This window comes from Pseudomonas zanjanensis (genome assembly GCF_014268745.2).
GTDB lineage: Bacteria > Pseudomonadota > Gammaproteobacteria > Pseudomonadales > Pseudomonadaceae > Aquipseudomonas > Aquipseudomonas zanjanensis.
The window spans coordinates 159,583-179,548 of record NZ_JABWRB020000002.1 but is presented as its reverse complement, the minus strand read 5'-3'; the positions used below and the strand labels follow the sequence as shown (position 1 = coordinate 179,548).

The window sequence follows — 19,966 nt, the reverse complement described above, 5'->3', positions numbered from 1 at the left end:
TGGAGCAACGGCATGCTTGTTAACGCTTTGAAGATGAATCAGCGAGGCCAGTATCGATTCTCTTCCGACGGCGACATCGCCCTTTTTGAAAACAACCTGACCCGCCTGCATAACGATGATCAAGCCTTGCTGAATCACTTTGGGCTGGACAGGGCGCAACTGGCTGCCTATGCCAAGGAGCCTATCAACGACTGGCACCTGCCTAGCGACGGGGAAGCCGTCTTGATGACCTTGAAAGGAAAAATCACTCGGCTCGACAGCATTTCCATTGACCCACAGGCCTCGAGCGGCAAAGACAATTTCTATTGGTTTGGCTATCGTTTTTTTCTTTATTTCCTCGACATGTTCAAGGCAGATGGGCGCTACAGCAAAGCCGCCATGCACATCGATGCACCCGCCCTGTTTGCAAGCCTCGAGCGCTACGTCCTGGCCCGAGTCGGACGCACGTCAGAACAAAGTCTGGTCCATTATCTGAATACACGGATTGCCGATGGCGACGACATTGACCTGGATGGCTTCAGCGAGCACCTGCGCACCTTGCCTCTGCTTGATTTTTTCGAAGCCTATCCTGTGTTGGCGACGTTGCTGTTTGATTTGCTGGAAGACACACTCAACTATCTTTACGCGATCATTCTCGACTTCGCCGATGATATTGAGGCGCTGGAGACCGCATTTTCGATTCCGTCTCGGACAATCGATGCCATTGAGTTCGGCCTGGGCGATCCCCACGGTCGCGGTGAAACGGTCTGCCAGGTCAAGTTCCGCACAACCTCGTTGGTCTACAAGCCACGAGCAAGCCGAGAAGCACTTTTTTTCAATCAACTGCTTGGACAACTACGTGAGTGGACAGGCGCTGATTGTTTTGCCATCCACGCGCCAAGAATCCTCAGCCGCGGGCGGCATAGCTGGGTAGAAAAGATCGACAATACGCCTTGTGCCAGCGCAGCGGACGTGGCGCTGTTCTACAGAAAGATGGGCGCACAAATCGCCGTCATCCACGCACTCAACGGCATTGACTTTCATTACGAAAATATCATCGCGTGTGGCAGCAGCCCGGTCATGATTGATCTCGAATGCTTGTTCACCGCGTCCACCAGCGACCTGTTACTCGAACTGCCTGCCGATTGTGCACTGTCCAATACCTTCAAGTTGGTCCAACAGTCGGTGTGTTCCAGCGGCTTTGTACCCTTCTCACAAGGTTCCAATAACGACCAGAGCGGACTGACTCGCCAGGAGCTATTCATCTCCACCCGCCACGCCTTGGTTTTCGAAGAAGGCTTCTACCATTTACGCAAAACCGAATTCGAACACTTCCCAGAGCAAAAACATCTGCCGCTTCTCCACGGCGTACACAAGGGACCTGAGGCATATAAAGCGGAGCTGCTCCATGGCTTTGAATACGCCTACGAGGAGTTGATGACCCATCGGCAGGCGATGATGCAACTACTGGAACAAGCCGCCGGCGAACTATCAACCCGCGTATTGCTTAAAAATTCACAGCGTTATGCCGACTTTATCGGATTGAGCCGCCACCCACGCTTCATGAAGAACATGCTGGACCGGGAACTTCTGCTTGCAACCCTGTGGAAGGACTTGAAGGAACCCTACCGGGAAAAGGCTATCCCGCGTCATGAAATAGCCGACCTGCAAAGAGCCGCCATCCCATGCTTCACCCTGTCGCTCAGCTCCAACCAGCTGACGAGCGCACAAGGTGAAACAATCGAAATGACGCAGCTCCAGCCCCCCATAAAAAGTTGCCTACAAAAAATAGCCAACCTGTCCAAAGCCGACAGGGCCTTACAACTCACGCTGCTCGAAATGTGCTTGTATCCAGGACCCAATGGGCAGCCATCACCCCGTGCCACGCCTGAAAAAGCGGCCCCAGAGAATCGACTCGATGGCATTCTGAGCATCAGCTCCCGCCTCGAAGCGCTTGCACTCAAGGGAACGGCAACGGACGTCTGTTGGTTGGCTTTCCATAAGCACCCCACGACTCACAGGAAATACCCCTCCCCAATGGATCACGGGCTTTACTCCGGTATTGCCGGGATTGGGTTGTTTTACCTGAGCCTGTTCAAGGTCAGCGGCAAACCGCACTTGCTGTCACTCCTGGACCAGGTACTGGACTCATTGGAACAACATTTTGGTTTCTTCAAAGCCGACCTGACCGTCAGTGCTTACCATGGCCTGGGTTCTTACATCTATCTGCTCATCAATCGTCGTCAAATCACCGGCGACCCGAAACACGACGAGAAAATTGCCAGCCTGCTGACCCAATTGATTGAAGTACCGCCTGAACACTACGACTTCGACTTCTTGGGCGGTTGTTGTGGCACGGTAACGCTACTGGCCAACATCCACGCATTATCGGCGCACGCGGATGTGCTGCCGGCCATTCGGCGCATGGTCGACTACATAAAGGATCAAGTCCTGATTGAAGACGGCCAGCTTCTGCGACGCGATGATCGCTCCGTCATTCTGACCGGCCTGTCCCATGGTCTCTCGGGCGTCATCCATGCGTTGTGCAAAGCCTATGACGTGACTGGCGATGAAATGTTGGTGCCCTTGGCCATCCAGATCCTGGAGGGTGAAAACCGCTTGAGCCGGGAAGGTTTCTGGCTCGACCTGAGAGAGCTGGGCCCCCTGGACCATGCCTCGAAGTGGTGCCACGGAGACGGCGGCATTCTCATCGCCAGGCGACAACTCATGAAGTCGATGGGAGCTGCCTTGGATGAAACAACCCGGCAGACGGTGCTCGACGACATACAGCGCTGCGAGAACAACCTGTGGCAGCACGGCTTGGGTGACGGTTATAACTTGTGCCATGGCGATTTTGGCAACCTGATCTGCCTGTATGACTTGTATCGGCATTCGGACAATCCCGAAGGCATCAGCAGGGTCAAACAGGCCCTTGGCGAAGTCGCCCGGCAGTTTTTCGAAGGCCCCGTCCTCGACAGCGATCGGGTTCCCGACGTCAGCCTGCTGACGGGCATTACGGGCGCCGGTTATGCCCTGCTGTATGAAATCGATCCGACGATTCCCAACATACTCTCGCTCGATTTCGCAATGCCCGCTCAAGTGGGCTCCCACACTTCTGATCTGTGGTGAAGGCAGTATTGCGCCCATAAAAAACGGAGCCTTAAAAGGCTCCGTTTTTTATACAACCGACCGAATCAGGCCAGTTTCTTGTGCCGTACGCGATGGGGCTGGGCGGCCGCTTCGCCGAGGCGTTTCTTGCGATCGGCTTCGTACTCGGTGTAGTTGCCCTCGAAGAACACCGCCTGGGAGTCGTCTTCGTACGCCAGGATGTGGGTCGCCACGCGGTCGAGGAACCACCGATCGTGAGAGATCACAATGGCGGCGCCCGGGAAGTCCAGCAAGGCTTCTTCCAAGGAACGCAGGGTTTCGACGTCGAGGTCGTTGGACGGTTCGTCGAGCAGCAGGACGTTGCCGCCCTCCTTCAGGGTCAACGCCAGGTGCAAGCGACCGCGCTCACCACCGGACAGGTCCTTGACGAACTTTTGCTGGTCGCCGCCCTTGAAGTTGAAGCGGCCCACGTAAGTGCGCGACGGGATTTCATAATTGCCGATGCGGATCTGGTCGGAACCGTCGGAGATCTGCTGGAACACGGTCTTGCTGCCGTCCAGGTCTTCGCGGCTCTGGTCAACGCAGGCCAGTTGCACGGTTTCGCCGATCTCGATGCTGCCCGAATCCGGGGTTTCCTTGCCCATCAACATGCGGAACAGCGTGGATTTACCCGCGCCGTTACCACCGATCACACCGACGATGGCGCCTTTGGGCATGGAGAACGACAGGTTGTCGATCAGCACGCGGTCGCCGTAGCCCTTGCTGACGTTCTTGAACTCGATGACCTTGTCACCCAGGCGCGGACCGGCCGGGATGTAGATCTCGTTGGTTTCGCTGCGCTTCTGGAATTCCTGGGACTGCATTTCCTCGAAGCGTTGCAGACGTGCCTTGGATTTGGACTGGCGGGCCTTGGCGCCTTTGCGCACCCACTCCAGTTCTTCCTTCATGGCTTTTTCGTGGGCCGACTGCTGCTTGGATTCCTGGGCCAGACGATCGGACTTGGCTTCCAGCCAACCCGAGTAGTTGCCCTCGTACGGAATGCCCGCGCCGCGGTCGAGTTCGAGGATCCAGCCGGCGACGTTGTCCAGGAAGTAACGGTCGTGCGTGATCGCCACCACGGTGCCTGGGAAATCGTGCAGGAAGTGTTCGAGCCAGGCGACGGAATCGGCGTCCAGGTGGTTGGTCGGTTCGTCGAGCAGCAGCATGTCCGGTGCCGACAGCAGCAGGCGGCACAAGGCCACGCGGCGCTTCTCACCACCGGAGAGGTGTTCGACCTTCGCGTCCCACGCCGGCAGGCGCAGCGCATCGGCGGCGACTTCCAGCTGGCGATCGAGGTTGTGGCCGTCGCTGGCCTGCAGGATCGCTTCGAGCTTGGCCTGTTCGGCGGCCAGCTTGTCGAAATCGGCATCCGGGTCGGCGTAGGCGGCGTAGACCTCGTCGAGACGCGCTTGGGCGTCCTTGATCACGCTGACCGCTTCCTCGACCACTTCACGCACGGTCTTGGTTGGGTCCAGCTGTGGCTCTTGCGGCAAGTAGCCGATGTTAAGGTCCGGCATCGGACGGGCTTCGCCGTCGAATTCGTTATCGACGCCGGCCATGATTTTCAACAGCGTGGACTTACCCGAACCGTTGAGGCCCAGCACGCCGATCTTGGCGCCAGGGAAGAAGGACAGAGAAATGTTTTTCAGGATTTCCCGCTTCGGCGGAACAACTTTGCTCAGCCGATGCATGGTGAAGACGTATTGAGCCATGGTGAACCTAGCGTCAGTGACAGGTGAAAAGAACGAGCCAGGCCATGCGCGGCGCGGGCTCTTGACGATCATCAATGCCTGCGGGCGAATAGAGCCTGGGAATCTGGAGCTGGACCGCTCTTGTTTGACCGGCAAAGCTACCTCAACCGTCGGTCAAGGTCCAGCCGCCCAGGGCTGGCACTTTGCCACAAGTCAAGGCATGCTAGCCGCCCTTCGGGCGTCCGGCTTATAGTGCACGTCGCGCCAGTCCAGCAAAACGCAGGATTACAGCTTGTCCAACGTCACTCCGCCCCTGTCCCCTCGCGCACCCGCTGTCGTGCCCGGCTCGCCCCTGCGCGGGACATTGAAGGGTGCGCTGGCCACGCTGGTGCTGCTGTTGCTCGGCTTGCTGTTCTGGCAACTGCTCGACCAACTGCGCGAAACCCAGCAGCAACAGCGCCAGTACACCATCGACTACACCGCCGATCTCGCCGCGCAGGTCAGCCTGAACATGGCCTTGAACGCGCAAATCGCCCTCAATCTGCTACCGATCGTCGAACAACCGCAAAGTATCGACGAGCAGCAGGCCCTGGTTCACAAACTCCAGCAGTCGCTCCCCGAGCTGCGCAGCTTGGCATTGCTGAGCCCTTCCGGCCGGGTGCTCAGTGACAGTGATGCCAACAGCCACGATGCCGACTACCTGAGCGAACTGGTGCGACGCAGCCGGGCCCAGGCCCATTATTTCAGCAATGCCGAAGACGGCTCCGTGGTGCATCTATTGTTGCACCAGGCCAGCGGTAGCGGCCGTGGCTATTGGGCCCTGCGCTTGACCCCGAACTTTTTCGCCACCCTGACCAAGCAAGCCGATGTGGGGCTGCGCCCCCTATGGCTGGTGGAGAACCGTCTCAACCAGCAAATTATCAGCCGCGACGAGAGCCTGCCTTCGAGCAGCCCGACCCATCTGTCGCCGGATGACCTGAAAAGCACCGTACTGACCGTGCCCCTGAGCAGCAGCGACTGGCAACTGCGGGGGCTGTTCGACCGCCGCCAGGTGATCGAACAACTGTTGCCGGCCTTCATCGGCAAATGCCTGCTGGGCCTGGCGTTTTCGTTGTTGCCGGTGATCGCGCTGTTGAACATGCGTCGGCGCCAGCGGCAGTTGCACGAGGGGCGGCGACGTTACCAGGATATTTTCGAAGGCACCGGCGTAGCCCTGTGCGTACTTGACCTGTCGGGGCTCAAGGCCTTTTTCGAGCGAGCCGGCCTGCACACGGGCGAGCAATTGCGCGCCTGGCTACAAACCACTCACCAACTCGAACAGCTGCGCCAGGAAGTTCACGTCACCGAAGTCAACCAGATGGCGTTGAAATTGCTCAACGTCGATTCCTGCGACCAGGCTTGGCAGTTGCTGGTCGGCAAGGGTGCGCAGGACAACAACCCCGTCGGCTCGAAGCTGCTCGAAGCGCTGCTCGATCAACACAAGCAACTGGAACTGGAGATCAAGCTCCAGGACGCCCACGGTCGCGACCAGCACCTGTGGCTGGTGCTGCGCCTGCCGGAAAAACAGCACGACTACAACGCGGTCATCCTGAGCATCAGCGACATCACCAGCCGCAAGCTGATCGAGCTCTCGCTGCTCGAACGCGAGGGGTTCTGGTCCGACGTGGTGCGCACCGTGCCGGACCATCTCTATGTGCAGGACGTCATCAGCCAGCGGATGATCTTCAGCAACCATCACCTGGGCCAGACCCTGGGATACGACCGCACCGAACTGCACCAGATGGGCGAGTACTTCTGGGAAATCCTGCTGCACAGCGACGACGCCGATCACTACCACAACCTGCGCCAGGAACAACGGCGGGGCGGTTACACGCAGTTGCTGCAATGCCAGTTGCGCTTTCGTCATCGCAATGGCAAGTGGCGCTGTTTCGACATCCGCGAACAGGCCCTGGCCCGCGACCGGCATAACCAGGTGACGCGAATCATCGGCGTGGCCAAGGACGTCACCGAGCAGATCGAGGCCAGCGAATCGCTGCGCGACAGCGAGCAACGCTACCGGATGCTCGCCGAAAGCATCAGCGACGTGATTTTCTCCACCGACAACAAGCTTTCGCTCAACTATGTCAGCCCGTCGGTGCAAGCGGTGCTGGGCTACACCGCCGATTGGATTTTCCAGAACGGCTGGCAATCGATCATCGCCAACCCGCAACAACTGACCGGCATCTACAGCCTGATGGACCGGGTCAGCAAGGCCCTCGACAAGCCCGCGCAACTGGCCGAGCTGCGCAACCAGATGCAGACCCAGTTGTTCCTGTTCGACTGCCTGCGTGCCGACGGGCGCAAGATCCCCATCGAGCTGCGGTTGGTGCTGGTGTGGGATGAACATGGCGCGTTCGAAGGCGTACTGGGTGTGGGCCGTGACATCAGCCAGCAACGTCGCGCCGAAAAAGACCTGCGCATGGCCGCCACGGTCTTCGAGCATTCGACCTCGGCGATCCTGATCACCGACCCGGCTGGCTACATTGTCCAGGCCAACGAAGCCTTCAGTCGCGTCAGCGGTTATGCCGTGTCGCAAGTGCTGGACCAATTGCCCAACATGCTGACCGTGGACGACCAGCAGGAAGCCCACCTGCGCTACGTGCTCAAGCAACTGCAACAGCACAGCACCTGGGAAGGCGAAGTCTGGCTCAAGCGCCGCAATGGCGAACACTACCCTGCCTGGGTCGGCATCACCGCGGTGCTGGATGACGAAGGCGACCTGGCCAGCTATGTGTGTTTCTTCAGCGACATCAGCGAACGCAAGGCCAGCGAGCAGCGCATTCATCGCCTGGCCTATTACGATGCCCTGACCCACCTGCCCAACCGCACGCTGTTCCAGGATCGCCTGCACACCGCGCTGCAATCGGCCGAACGGCAGAAGACCTGGGTCGTGCTGATGTTCCTCGACCTGGACCGGTTCAAGCCGATCAACGACTCCCTCGGCCATGCCGCCGGCGACCGGATGCTCAAGGAAATGGCCACGCGCCTGCTCGGCTGTGTCGCCGACGACGACACCGTGGCGCGCATGGGCGGCGACGAGTTCACCCTGCTGCTGCAACCACGCGCCAGCCGTGAAATGGCGCTGAACCGGGCCATCAACGTGGCCGAGCAGATCCTCGCCAGTCTGGTCCGCCCCTTCGTGCTTGAAGGCCGTGAGTTCTTCGTCACCGCCAGTATCGGCATCGCCCTGAGTCCCCAGGACGGCAACGAGCTGAGCCAGTTGATGAAGAACGCCGACACGGCCATGTATCACGCCAAGGAACGCGGCAAGAACAACTTCCAGTTCTACCAGGCCGACATGAACGCCAGCGCCCTGGAGCGCCTGGAACTGGAAAGTGACCTGCGTCATGCCCTGGAGCAGAACGAGTTCGTGCTGTATTACCAGCCGCAGTTCAGCGGCGATGGCAAACGTTTGACTGGCGCCGAAGCCCTACTGCGCTGGCGCCATCCGCGACGCGGGTTGGTGCCGCCGGGGGATTTCATCCCGGTGCTCGAAGAACTCGGTTTAGTGGTAGACGTCGGCGACTGGGTCATCACCGAAGCCTGCCGGCAGCTCAGGACCTGGCACCAGGCCAAGGTCCGGGTGCCGAAAGTCTCGGTCAACATTTCCGCCCGGCAGTTCTCCGACGGCCAGTTGGGCACGCGCATCGCCAATATCCTGCACAGCACTGGCCTGCCGCCGGCCTGCCTGGAGCTGGAACTGACGGAAAGTATCCTGATGCGCGAAGTCAGCGAGGCGATGCAGATCCTCGCCGGGTTGAAGAACCTGGGCCTGAGCATTGCCGTCGATGATTTCGGCACCGGTTATTCGTCGCTCAACTACCTCAAGCAATTCCCCATCGACGTGCTGAAGATCGACCGCACCTTCGTCGACGGCCTACCCTCCGGCGAGCAGGATGCGCAGATCGCCCGGGCGATCATCGCCATGGCCCACAGCCTCAACCTGGCGGTGATCGCCGAGGGCGTCGAGACCCACGAGCAATTGGACTTCCTGCGCGAACACGGCTGCGACGAAGTCCAGGGTTACCTGTTCGGCCGGCCGATGCCGGCCAATCGGTTCGAAGCGCAGTTCAGCAATGATGCGTTGTTCATGCTCGACTGAGATTTTTAGTGTCTGGACTGGCCTCATCGCGAGCAGGCTCGCTCCCACAGGTTATGTGTACGCAGGGTCCAATGTGGGAGCGAGCCTGCTCGCGATGAGGCTGGTACAGGCGACGCTGAGCCCTGCGTGAAACCCATTCGTCCAAGACATGACGCCCTTTCATATGCCTTCCAAAACCGGTTGAGGTAGAATGCCCCCCTTTTCTGCCCCGATCCTTGAGGACCGCCATGTTCAGCCGTGATTTGACTATTGCCAAGTACGACGCCGATCTCTTTGCCGCCATGGAGCAAGAAGCTCAGCGCCAGGAAGAGCACATCGAGCTGATCGCTTCGGAAAACTACACCAGCCCCGCGGTGATGGAAGCTCAAGGCTCGGTACTGACCAACAAGTACGCCGAAGGCTACCCAGGCAAGCGCTACTACGGTGGTTGCGAGTACGTCGACGTGGTCGAGCAACTGGCCATCGACCGCGCCAAGCAACTGTTCGGCGCCGATTACGCCAACGTCCAGCCACACGCAGGCTCCCAAGCCAACGCCGCCGTGTACCTGGCGCTGCTGTCGGCCGGCGACACCATCCTGGGCATGAGCCTGGCCCACGGCGGTCACCTGACCCACGGCGCCAGCGTTTCCTCCTCCGGCAAGCTGTACAACGCCGTCCAGTACGGCATCGACGGCAACGGCCTGATCGACTACGACGAAGTCGAGCGCCTGGCCCTCGAGCACAAGCCGAAAATGATCGTGGCCGGTTTCTCCGCCTACTCCCAGGTCCTGGACTTCCCGCGTTTCCGCGAGATCGCCGACAAGGTCGGTGCCTACCTGTTCGTCGACATGGCCCACGTTGCCGGCCTGGTCGCCGCAGGCGTCTACCCGAACCCGGTGCCGTTCGCCGACGTGGTCACCACCACCACCCACAAGACCCTGCGCGGTCCACGTGGTGGCCTGATCCTGGCCCGTGCCAACGCCGACATCGAGAAGAAGCTGAACTCCGCCGTCTTCCCGGGCGCCCAGGGTGGCCCGCTGGAGCACGTGATCGCAGCCAAGGCGATCTGCTTCAAGGAAGCCCTGCAACCTGAGTTCAAGGCTTACCAGCAGCAAGTGGTGAAGAATGCCAAGGCCATGGCCGGCGTGTTCATCGAGCGCGGCTTCGACGTGGTGTCCGGCGGCACTGAAAACCACTTGTTCCTGCTCTCGCTGATCAAGCAGGAAATCTCCGGCAAAGACGCCGACGCGGCGCTGGGCAAGGCGTTCATCACCGTCAACAAGAACTCGGTACCCAACGACCCACGCTCGCCGTTCGTCACTTCGGGCCTGCGCTTCGGCACCCCGGCCGTGACCACTCGCGGCTTCAAGGAAGCCGAGTGCAAGGAACTGGCCGGCTGGATCTGCGACATCCTGGCGGACCTGAACAACGAAGCGGTCATCGACGCCGTGCGTGAGAAGGTCAAGGCGATCTGCAAGAAGCTGCCGGTATACGGCGCTTAATTAGCTCGCCAACGCGTAGCCAAAAAGGCCCGCATCGAAAGATGCGGGCCTTTTTTATTGGCGTGTAAAACTCACGATCAAACAACTAACACCAGTAAGCAATTAACGCCCTGTAATACAGATAATCCCACAAGCCATTAATAACTCAATAAGATCCAGCTCGCCGCACCCCGAACTTCATTAATCAATACAGGAGTCAATATTCACATGGACAGTGAACATTCTTTTCATGCAACCCTTGATATGTTCAGCGCTCACGTCAATCTGCTGGGGAGGCTGCATGGCAACCCCGCAATGGCGACCATCAGTGCTTTCAGCGGTGGCTTTTTTACCGGCAGACCCCAGACCCAAGATCACTCACACCTGCTTGGCATGCGCGCCGAAGACCCCAGGACCCGCGGCGAACCCTTGCGATTGCATTTCCGGCATACGGCGGGTGGCTATCTCCTGACCATAAAAAACACTGGCGATCACTACAACAAATTGATTGGCAAAAGTTTACTCGAAGTGCTTGGCGCAAAAGACCCAAATACTCAGGAGCCGACGCTTTTCACCCTTATCGACGTTCAACAGAATGTCATCTCGCCGGAAAACATTAAATCCGGCCACACCCGCGTTTCGCTCATGACCGCCAATAAAAAATATGTAGGGGGCTTAAGACTGCGCGGTTCGCCTTATCTCTATCTTGCCGAGACGGAAGAACAATCAAAAGTAACGTTCATTCTAAGTATTCTCTGACCCATTATCCCCTGTGGCGAGGGAGCTTGCTCCCGCTGGGCTGCGCAGCAGCCCCAAGATTTTTGCGGTCGCTGCGCAACCGAGCGGGAGCAAGCTCCCTCGCCACAGTCTTGTGTATCGCCTCGTTATCCATTTAGGCATCTGGCGGCAAAATTTTTTCCAACCTGGGAATGGCTCAAGCACAGGGCTTTCATCGCAACTGGTAAGACCGGTCAAGCCAAACCATCACCATCGGGCTTGCATACCCGCGAAAACAGCGCCTAGACTGCGCCTGCACTGGACAAACCGGTAAGACCACAATAATGAAGTCCCGACGCCAGCTCCTCTGGCGAACAAGGACACCGAACCAGGAATCCCTCCCATGCTCAAATGGTGCTCGCGGTCGATCTTCCTTCAAGTTGTCCTCGGACTGGTGCTCGGCATCGTCTGTGGGCTTACCCTTCCCGAATACTCTGCACAGCTCAAACCCCTCGGCGACGGCTTTATCAAGCTGATCAAGATGCTCATCGGCCTGATCGTGTTCTGCGTGGTGGTCAGCGGCATCTCCGGCGCCGGTGATCTCAAGAAGGTCGGACGCATCGGCCTCAAGTCGGTCATCTACTTCGAAGTCCTTACCACCATCGCCCTGGTCATCGGCCTGGTCCTTGCCTTCAGCACCGGCATTGGCAGCGGCGCGAACATCCACCTGGAGCAGCTCTCCAGCACGGACGTGAACGATATCGCCCAGCGTGGCCAGCACCTGGTCACCACTACGCAGTTCCTGATGAACCTGATCCCGACCTCAGTGATCGGAGCGTTCGCGGAAAACAATATCCTGCAGGTGCTGCTGTTCGCCGTGCTGTTCGGCAGTGCATTGAACCTCGTCGGTGACGCCGCTTCTGGTATTTCACGGCTGATCAACGAACTCAGCCACGTGATCTTCCGCATCATGGGCATGATCGTGCGCCTGGCCCCTATCGGCGTGTTTGGCGCCATTGCCTTCACCACCAGCAAATATGGCCTGGACTCGCTGCAGCACCTGGGCAGCCTCGTCGGCCTGTTCTACCTGACCTGCATCGCGTTTGTCGCCGTGATCCTCGGTCTGGTGATGCGCGCATCGGGCCTGCCGATGCTGCCGTTTCTTAAATACCTGCGCGAAGAGCTGCTGATCGTCCTCGGTACCGCTTCGTCCGATGCCGTGCTGCCACAGATCATGCGCAAGCTCGAACACCTGGGGATCGGCAGCTCCACCGTGGGCTTGGTGATTCCAACCGGTTACTCGTTCAACCTGGATGGCTTTTCGATCTACCTGACCCTGGCGATTGTCTTCATTGCCAACGCCACCGGTACACCCCTGGCCCTGAGCGATCTGTTGACCATCCTGCTGGTGTCGCTGATCACTTCCAAGGGCGCCCATGGCATTCCCGGCTCGGCCTTGGTAATCCTGGCGGCGACGCTGACCGCGATCCCGGCGATCCCGGTGGTGGGCCTGGTGCTGGTGTTGGCCGTGGATTGGTTCATGGGTATTGGCCGGGCCCTGACCAACCTGATTGGCAACTGCGTGGCCACCGTGGCGATTGCCCGCTGGGAGAAAGACATCGATGTTCCTCGCGCGCGCAAGGTGCTGTCCGGCCAACAAGGCTATACCTTCCAACCCAGAAAACCGGTGGGCAGCGCCCATCACCAGCAATTCTGAAAGACGGCGATGCCGGCCCGCGAGCCGGCATCGCCTGTTGATTTCCAAGGAGTCACATGTGATCAGCTCATCGACTGTCGTCAATTCCGTGGTGGAGAAACTCCGCGCCGCCCTCGCCCGGGGCCAGTGGCGCTCGGGGGACATGCTGCCCGGCCAGCGCGAACTGGCCGAGCAACTGGGCATCAGCCGGCCCAGCCTGCGTGAAGCGGTGATCGTCCTGGAGACGCTGGGCCTGGTGCGCTCGATGCCCGGCAAAGGCGTCGTGGTATTGGAGGCCAATCTCAACGATACCGTCAGTGAAGGCAGCGCCATGGCCGGCGCGAGCCTGGAAGACTTGTTGCAACTGCGCTACACCCTGGAGCCCTTCATCGTCGGCCTCGTGGCCCAGTCCATCAGCAGCAAGGAAGTCGGCCAGTTGCGCCTGACCCTCATGGACATGCGCGAAGCCCTGGAAGCCAATGACAGCGACGCCTGTGCCAACGCCTACATCGCTTTCCATGAAGAACTGTTTGCCTTGACGTCCAACCCGATCTTCCAGAGCGTGGTCCAGCAGACCAGCAACGCCCTCAAGCAAAGCGCCGATGTGTTGCGCAACTCGCCCGAACACCTGGCCGAACGCCTGGAAGAAAACGAAGCCGTGGTCCGTGCCATCCGTGGCAAGAACAGCGCCCAGGCCAGCGCCGAAATGCGTCGGCACATTCTCCGGGAAGGCCAGCGCATGGGCATCGAATTGAATATTCCGGACGACAGCCTCGGCACTTGAGCCTGGGCCTGCGGAGACCGCCATGAACACTCTCGTTTCCCATCAACATAACCGCAACGTACTTGCCGCCCTGCCCCTGCCCGACCGGATCGGCAAACCGTCGGTGGACGATATCTACCCGCGGATCTTCGACGCCATCCTCGAACAACGCATTGCCCCGGCCAGCCGCTTCACCGAGGAAAGCCTGGGAGATGTGTTCGGCGTCAGCCGAAGCATCATTCGCCGCGTCCTGGCTCGCCTGTCCCACCAGCAAGTGGTGATACTGCGCCCCAACCACCGCCCCCAGGTCGCCGCGCCAGATCTGGAGCAGACCCGGCAGATCCTCCACGCTCGCCGCCTGGCCGAGCAGACGCTGGTGCGCCTGGCCTGCCAGGCGCCACGACCGCAGGATCTACGACGTCTTCGGGATCTGGTGAAACAGGAACAGCACTGCCTGGACCGCGGCGAGCGTGGCCCGGCGATACGCCTGTCCGGCGAGTTTCACCTGCAACTGGCCGCCATGGCCGGTAACGCGCCGTTGCTGCAATTTCTCGGCAGCCTGGTGCCGTTGACCTCGTTGGCCCTGGCGCGACACGAGGTCAAGTCGCGCCGACATTGCGCCTGGCAGGAACACTTGGCGATCGTCGACGCCGTGGAAGGTCGCAACGTCAACGAAGCCGTGCGGCTGATGGACGAGCACCTGGACCATCTGGAGCAAAAACTGCTGATCAAATAGCGGTGGTGGCGAGGGAGCTTGCTCTCGCTGGGGGGCGTAGCCGCCCTCGCTTTTTGGCGGTTGCTGCGCAACCGAGCGGGAGCAAGCTCCCTCGCCACGAAAAGCGCTTCAGGCAGACGTTTTGACGAACGCAGGCATAGTCAAAGTAGCGCCGCTTCGAATCCGGCGCGGATCTTCTCTTCAGGCAGTTCGTCGGCGATGAACACGATCACGCTTTCCCGGGCTTCGTCGGGGGCCCATTCGGTGTCCCAATCGAAACCGTACAACTTGAGCACGCCCTGGAACACCAGTCGACGGGGTTCGCCCGCGATGTTCAGCACGCCTTTGTAGCGCAGCAGTTGCTTGCCGTGCTCTTCCAGCAGTTGGTTCATGAACTCGCTGAGCTTGTCGATATCCAGCGCCTTGTCGGTGCGCAACACCAGGCTGCTGATGCGATCGCCCGGGGTGGCCTTGCCCACCGGTCGCAGGCTGAACCCTGCGCCCAGGTCCGCATTGAGGTTGAAGCCGCGAATGTCGAGCAACTCGGCCAAGTCGATCTGGCCGTGCTCGACCACCCGGATCGGCGCCCGCCGATTGATGCGTGTCAGGCGGTCGCCAAGGGCCTGGACTTGGGCGGCGTCCACCAGGTCGGTCTTGCTCAGCAGCAGGCGATCGGCAAACCCGACCTGAGCCTGGGCGATGGCCTGGGTCAGGTGGATATCGGCGTGAGCGGCATCCACCAACGTCAGAATGCCGTCGAGGATATAACGCTCGCGCAGGTCCTCGTCGATGAAAAAAGTCTGCGCCACCGGGGCCGGGTCGGCCAATCCGGTGCATTCGATCACCAGGCGATCGAAAGCGATTTCGCCGCTGTCCAGCCGCTCGAGCAACAGGTACAGGGCTTTTGTCAGGTCGGTGTGAATGGTGCAGCACACGCACCCGTTGGCCAGGGTCATGACTTGCACCGGCTCGTTGCCCAGCAGTTGGGTGTCGATACCGGCATCGCTGAACTCGTTCTCGATCACGGCGATTTTCAGGCCGTGTTCGGCCTTGAGCAGATGGCGCAACAGCGTGGTCTTGCCGGCGCCCAGGAAGCCGCTGAGGATGGTGACCGGGATGGGAGAGGACAACATGATTCTCCTGTTTCGAAATTAAAGAAAAGCACAAACCAATGTGGGAGCGGGCTTGCTCGCGAAGGCGTCGGGTCAGTCGCCATTGATGTGGCTGACACACCGCCTTCGCGAGCAAGCCCGCTCCCACAAGGGGGTTGGGTTCAGCTCAAGTCAACAGCACTTGGGCCCACCCTTGCCGCCGTAACGGGCCTCCTGGCGTTCCCGGAAGAACGCCTCGTAGTCCATCATCGGCTTGTCCGGGTGCTTGGTTTGCATGTGCTCGACGTAGTTGTCGTAGTCGGGCATGCCGACCATCAGGCGCGCGGCCTGACCGAGGTATTTACCCAGGCGACTCAAGTCATTGAACATCGTTGCAATCCTCTATCAAGCGTCCGGCAGGGCCTGGAATGGTGCTTCTTTGTCCGTGCGTTCTTTCGTGCCCCAGGCGGCGATGCCAACCTTGAGCGCGTAGAACAAGATGCTGAAGACCACGAACAGGAACAACACCGTCAGCGTTGCGTTGGTGTAGGCGTTGAACACCACGTGCTGCATCTGCTCGATGCTCTTGGCCGGGGCCAGGATCTGGCCGGCGGCCAGGGCATCGTTGTATTTGCGCGCCAGGGCCAGGAAGCCGATCGCCGGGTTGGCGTCGAACAGCTTGATCAGGCCCGCGGTGGTGGTGCAGATCAGCAGCCAGCTGGCCGGCAGCAGCGTGACCCAGACGTAGCGCTGGCGCTTCATCTTGATCAGTACCACGGTGGCGAGCATCAGGGCGATCCCTGCCAGCATCTGGTTGGAGATGCCGAACAGCGGCCACAAGGTGTTGATGCCGCCCAGCGGATCGATCACGCCCTGGTACAGCAGATAACCCCACAGCGCCACGCAGCCGGCGGTGGCGATCAGGTTGGCGGTCCACGATTCGGTGCGCTTGAGGGCCGGCACGAACGAGCCAAGCAGGTCCTGCAGCATGAACCGTCCGGCACGGGTGCCGGCGTCCACGGCGGTGAGAATGAACAGCGCTTCGAACAGGATCGCGAAGTGGTACCAGAACGCCATGGTGTTCTCACCCGGCAGCACCGAGTGCAGGATCTGCGCGATCCCGACCGCCAGGGTCGGCGCACCGCCGGCACGGGCCAGGATGGTGGTCTCGCCGATGTCCTTGGCCACCGCTTGCAGCGCGTCGGGGGTGATTGCAAAGCCCCAACTGCTGACAGTCTGGGCCACGGCCACCACATCGGTACCGACGATCGCCGCCGGGCTGTTCATGGCGAAGTACACGCCCGGCTCGATCACCGAGGCCGCGACCATGGCCATGATCGCCACGAAGGATTCCATCAGCATGCCGCCGTAACCGATGTAGCGGGCGTTGGTTTCGTTATCCAGCAGCTTGGGCGTGGTCCCCGAGGAGATCAGCGCATGGAAACCCGAAACCGCGCCGCAGGCGATGGTGATGAACAGGAACGGGAACAGACCGCCCTTCCACACCGGCCCGGTACCGTCGGTAAACTGGGTCAGTGCCGGCATTTTCAGCTCGGGCATGGTGACCAGGATGCCGATCGCCAGGGCGACGATGGTGCCGATCTTGAGGAACGTGGACAGGTAGTCCCGTGGCGCCAGGATCAGCCACACCGGCAGCACCGCCGCGACAAAACCGTAGCCGATCAGCATCCAGGTGATCTGGATCCCGGTGAAGGTGAAGGCCTTGGCCCAGACCGGGTCGGCGGCGATCTGCCCGCCCAGCCAGATCGAGCCCAGCAGCAACAGCACGCCGATGATCGAGATCTCGCCGATGCGGCCCGGGCGGATGTAGCGCATGTAGATGCCCATGAACATCGCGATCGGGATGGTCGCCATCACCGTGAAGATGCCCCACGGGCTCTCGGCCAGGGCCTTGACCACGATCAGCGCCAGCACCGCGAGGATGATGATCATGATCAGGAAGCAGCCGAACAGCGCGATGGTGCCAGGAATGCGGCCCATTTCCTCGCGCACCATGTCGCCCAGGGAGCGACCGTTGCGGCGGGTGGACAGGAACAGGACCATGAAGTCCTGCACCGCACCGGCCAGCACCACGCCGGCGATCAGCCAGAGCGTGCCGGGCAAATAGCCCATCTGCGCCGCCAGCACCGGCCCGACCAACGGCCCCGCGCCGGCAATGGCCGCAAAGTGGTGGCCGAAAAGGATGTGTTTGTTGGTCGGGACGTAGTCCAGGCCATCGTTGTTGAGCACGGCGGGGGTGGCCCGGCGCGCGTCGAGTTGCATCACGTTGTTGGCGATGAAGAGGCTGTAGTAGCGGTAGGCGACCAGGTAGATGGCCACGGCGGCGACGACGATCCAGAGGGCGTTGATGGGTTCGCCGCGGCGCAAGGCCACGACGCCCAGGGCGCTCGCGCCTATGACGGCCAGCAGTAGCCAGGGCAGATGGCGTAGCAGGCTATTATTGTTTTTCATTTTTATATTCCAGCCAGGGTGGACAAGAAAGACAGCCACTGGAGTTTAGCGCTAACCCGGGCAAAGGCCATACCCGACATTCGTCTGTCTGTTGCCGAACGGTGACGATGCGCTCCCAGTTCGGTCTATAGTCAGTGAATCTCCAGAGGGAATGCGTAATGAGCGAACGTCGCCGCTTCGTACGAGTTGAATTCCATGCCAGGACCGAACTGAGCCAGGGCCCGTTTATCTGGCCGGTGGAGTTATTGGATTTATCCCTCAAGGGGCTGCTGATCACAAAACCCGAACCCTGGCTTGGCGATCCCGACCAACCCTTCATGGCCGATATCCATTTGAGCCCTGACGCGGAGATCAAAATGGAAGTTCGGTTGGCCCATGATGACCATGGTCACCTGGGCTTCGTCTGCGAACATATCGACCTGGCTTCCATCGCACATTTACGCCGGTTGATAGAGCTGAACCTGGGCGACCCTAAGGAGCTGGAGCGGGAGTTCAAGGCTTTGATCCATATTTGAAAAGCCCCGCCGCAGCCCCCGTGTGCACAGCCCCCGCCCTGTGCACGATCCCCCGTGGCGAGGGAGCTTGCTCCCGCTGGGCTGCGTAGCAGCCCCAAAAGCAGCGACTCCACCAACCTGACACATCGCAATGCATATTTGAGGGGCTGCTGCGCACCCCAGCGGGAGCAAGCTCCCTCGCCACGGAGGCCTGCATCCGCCTCGACATTATTCGAACAACGCATCCAACGCCTGTTCCAGGCGTGTCACCGCAATGATCTGCAACCCCGCCGGCGCTTCCTTCGGCGCGTTCCCCTTGGGCACGATGGCGCGTTTGAAGCCATGCTTGGCGGCTTCCTTGAGCCGCTCCTGCCCGCTGGGCACCGGTCGCACTTCCCCCGACAACCCGACTTCACCAAACACCAACAGATCATGGGGCAGCGGCCGGTTGCGCAGGCTGGACATCACCGCCGCCATCAACGCCAGGTCGGATGCGGTCTCCAGCACCTTGACCCCGCCCACGACGTTGAGGAACACGTCCTGATCGTGTGTCGGGATCCCACCGTGTCGATGCAACACCGCCAGCAGCATGGCCAGCCGGTTCTGATCCAGGCCCAGGGTGACCCGTCGTGGGTTCGCCAAGTGACTGTCGTCCACCAGCGCCTGCACCTCGACCAACATCGGCCGGGTCCCTTCCCACGTTGCCATGACCACGCTACCGGGGACTTCTTCCTGGGCACGTGTCAGAAAGATCGCCGACGGGTTCGAGACTTCTTTCAGGCCCCTGTCGGTCATGCCGAACACCCCCAGTTCGTTGACCGCGCCAAAGCGATTCTTCACCGCCCGTAGCAAACGCAGGCGCCCATCGGATTCGCCTTCGAAATACAACACGGTGTCGACCATGTGCTCCAACACCCGCGGTCCCGCCAACGCACCTTCCTTGGTGACGTGGCCCACCAGGAAAATCGCCGTGCCGCTCTGCTTGGCGTAGCGCACCAGCAACGCCGCGCTTTCACGCACTTGCGATACGCCGCCCGGGGCCGACTGCAGTTGTTCGGTGAAAATGGTCTGGATCGAGTCGATCACCATCACCTTGGGTTTTTCCAGGCGCGCCGTGGCGATGATGGTTTCGATGCAGGTCTCGGTCATGACCCGCAACTGGTCCTGGGGCAAGCCCAGGCGCCGGGCGCGCATGGCAACCTGTTGCTGGGACTCTTCGCCCGTAACGTACAACGCCGGCATGCGCGTGGCGAGGTTGCACAAGGTTTGCAACAGGATGGTGGATTTACCAATGCCCGGATCGCCACCGATCAGCACCACCGAGCCGTCCACCAAGCCGCCCCCCAGCACCCGGTCCAACTCACCGGACGCGGTGGAGAAACGCGGGATTTCTTCAACGCTGACTTCGGCCAGGGTCTTGATCTGCGCCTGTTGGCCGGCCCAGCCCGTGCGCCCGGTAGGAGCCGCCGCGCCGCCGCTTTCCACCATGGTTTCGGTCAGGGTGTTCCAGGCTCCGCATTCACTGCATTGGCCGGCCCACTTGGGGAAGGTCGAGCCGCACTCGGTGCAGCCGTACATGCGCTTTGCCTTGGCCATCTCA

At 60.5% G+C, this 19,966-nt stretch carries 13 protein-coding genes; 8 read left to right on the top strand and 5 right to left on the bottom strand.

Annotated elements, in window-relative coordinates:
• The first annotated feature begins 12 nt into the window (after positions 1-12).
• A complete protein-coding gene (lanM, locus tag HU715_RS16570; protein WP_186709805.1) occupies positions 13-3,108 on the top strand; it encodes a type 2 lanthipeptide synthetase LanM in 3,096 nt (1,031 codons plus the stop codon).
• Positions 3,109-3,173: 65 nt separating this feature from the next.
• Here lanM and ettA read toward each other — a convergent pair whose 3' ends face one another.
• The gene (gene ettA, locus HU715_RS16565) at positions 3,174-4,838 is read right to left on the bottom strand and encodes an energy-dependent translational throttle protein EttA (protein ID WP_186613001.1); all 1,665 of its coding nucleotides are present in this window, start codon (positions 4,836-4,838) and stop codon (positions 3,174-3,176) included.
• Between the two features lie 271 nt (positions 4,839-5,109).
• Here ettA and HU715_RS16560 point away from each other — a divergent pair, with 271 nt between their 5' ends.
• The 6 genes from HU715_RS16560 (at position 5,110) to HU715_RS16535 (ending at position 14,330) form a co-directional block, all read left to right on the top strand.
• The gene (locus tag HU715_RS16560; RefSeq protein ID WP_186709792.1) at positions 5,110-8,958 is read left to right on the top strand and encodes a sensor domain-containing protein; all 3,849 of its coding nucleotides are present in this window, start codon (positions 5,110-5,112) and stop codon (positions 8,956-8,958) included.
• A 227-nt stretch (positions 8,959-9,185) separates the two neighbouring features.
• Positions 9,186-10,439 carry a serine hydroxymethyltransferase gene (gene glyA, locus HU715_RS16555; protein WP_039593914.1) on the top strand — a complete coding sequence of 418 codons (1,254 nt, stop codon included), beginning with the start codon at positions 9,186-9,188 and terminating at the stop codon, positions 10,437-10,439.
• 207 nt (positions 10,440-10,646) lie between these two features.
• Positions 10,647-11,177 carry a hypothetical protein gene (locus HU715_RS16550; RefSeq protein WP_186709790.1) on the top strand — a complete coding sequence of 177 codons (531 nt, stop codon included), beginning with the start codon at positions 10,647-10,649 and terminating at the stop codon, positions 11,175-11,177.
• A 361-nt stretch (positions 11,178-11,538) separates the two neighbouring features.
• Positions 11,539-12,852, top strand: a complete 1,314-nt coding sequence (locus tag HU715_RS16545) for a C4-dicarboxylate transporter DctA (RefSeq protein ID WP_186709788.1) — start codon at positions 11,539-11,541, stop codon at positions 12,850-12,852.
• 58 nt (positions 12,853-12,910) lie between these two features.
• Positions 12,911-13,615 (top strand): FadR/GntR family transcriptional regulator, encoded by a 705-nt coding sequence (locus tag HU715_RS16540; RefSeq protein WP_186709786.1) that lies wholly within the window; start codon positions 12,911-12,913, stop codon positions 13,613-13,615.
• A gap of 22 nt (positions 13,616-13,637) precedes the next feature.
• Positions 13,638-14,330, top strand: a complete 693-nt coding sequence (locus HU715_RS16535) for a GntR family transcriptional regulator (RefSeq protein ID WP_186709784.1) — start codon at positions 13,638-13,640, stop codon at positions 14,328-14,330.
• Between the two features lie 140 nt (positions 14,331-14,470).
• Here the strand turns inward: HU715_RS16535 and yjiA are convergent, their stop codons facing one another.
• The 3 genes from yjiA to HU715_RS16520 all read right to left on the bottom strand — a co-directional run bounded on the left by yjiA (position 14,471) and on the right by HU715_RS16520 (position 17,872).
• Positions 14,471-15,439, bottom strand: a complete 969-nt coding sequence (gene yjiA / locus HU715_RS16530) for a GTPase (protein WP_186709856.1) — start codon at positions 15,437-15,439, stop codon at positions 14,471-14,473.
• A 153-nt stretch (positions 15,440-15,592) separates the two neighbouring features.
• Entirely contained in the window at positions 15,593-15,790 is a 198-nt protein-coding gene (locus tag HU715_RS16525; RefSeq protein ID WP_003182142.1) for a YbdD/YjiX family protein, read from the bottom strand.
• Positions 15,791-15,805: 15 nt separating this feature from the next.
• Positions 15,806-17,872: a carbon starvation CstA family protein gene (locus tag HU715_RS16520; protein ID WP_217884328.1), complete on the bottom strand. Its 2,067-nt coding sequence runs from the start codon at positions 17,870-17,872 to the stop codon at positions 15,806-15,808.
• 158 nt (positions 17,873-18,030) lie between these two features.
• Between HU715_RS16520 and HU715_RS16515 the strand changes: the two genes are divergently transcribed.
• The gene (locus HU715_RS16515; protein WP_186706514.1) at positions 18,031-18,387 is read left to right on the top strand and encodes a PilZ domain-containing protein; all 357 of its coding nucleotides are present in this window, start codon (positions 18,031-18,033) and stop codon (positions 18,385-18,387) included.
• 207 nt (positions 18,388-18,594) lie between these two features.
• Here HU715_RS16515 and radA read toward each other — a convergent pair whose 3' ends face one another.
• The gene (gene radA, locus HU715_RS16510; RefSeq protein ID WP_030140305.1) at positions 18,595-19,962 is read right to left on the bottom strand and encodes a DNA repair protein RadA; all 1,368 of its coding nucleotides are present in this window, start codon (positions 19,960-19,962) and stop codon (positions 18,595-18,597) included.
• Positions 19,963-19,966: the final 4 nt, after the last annotated feature.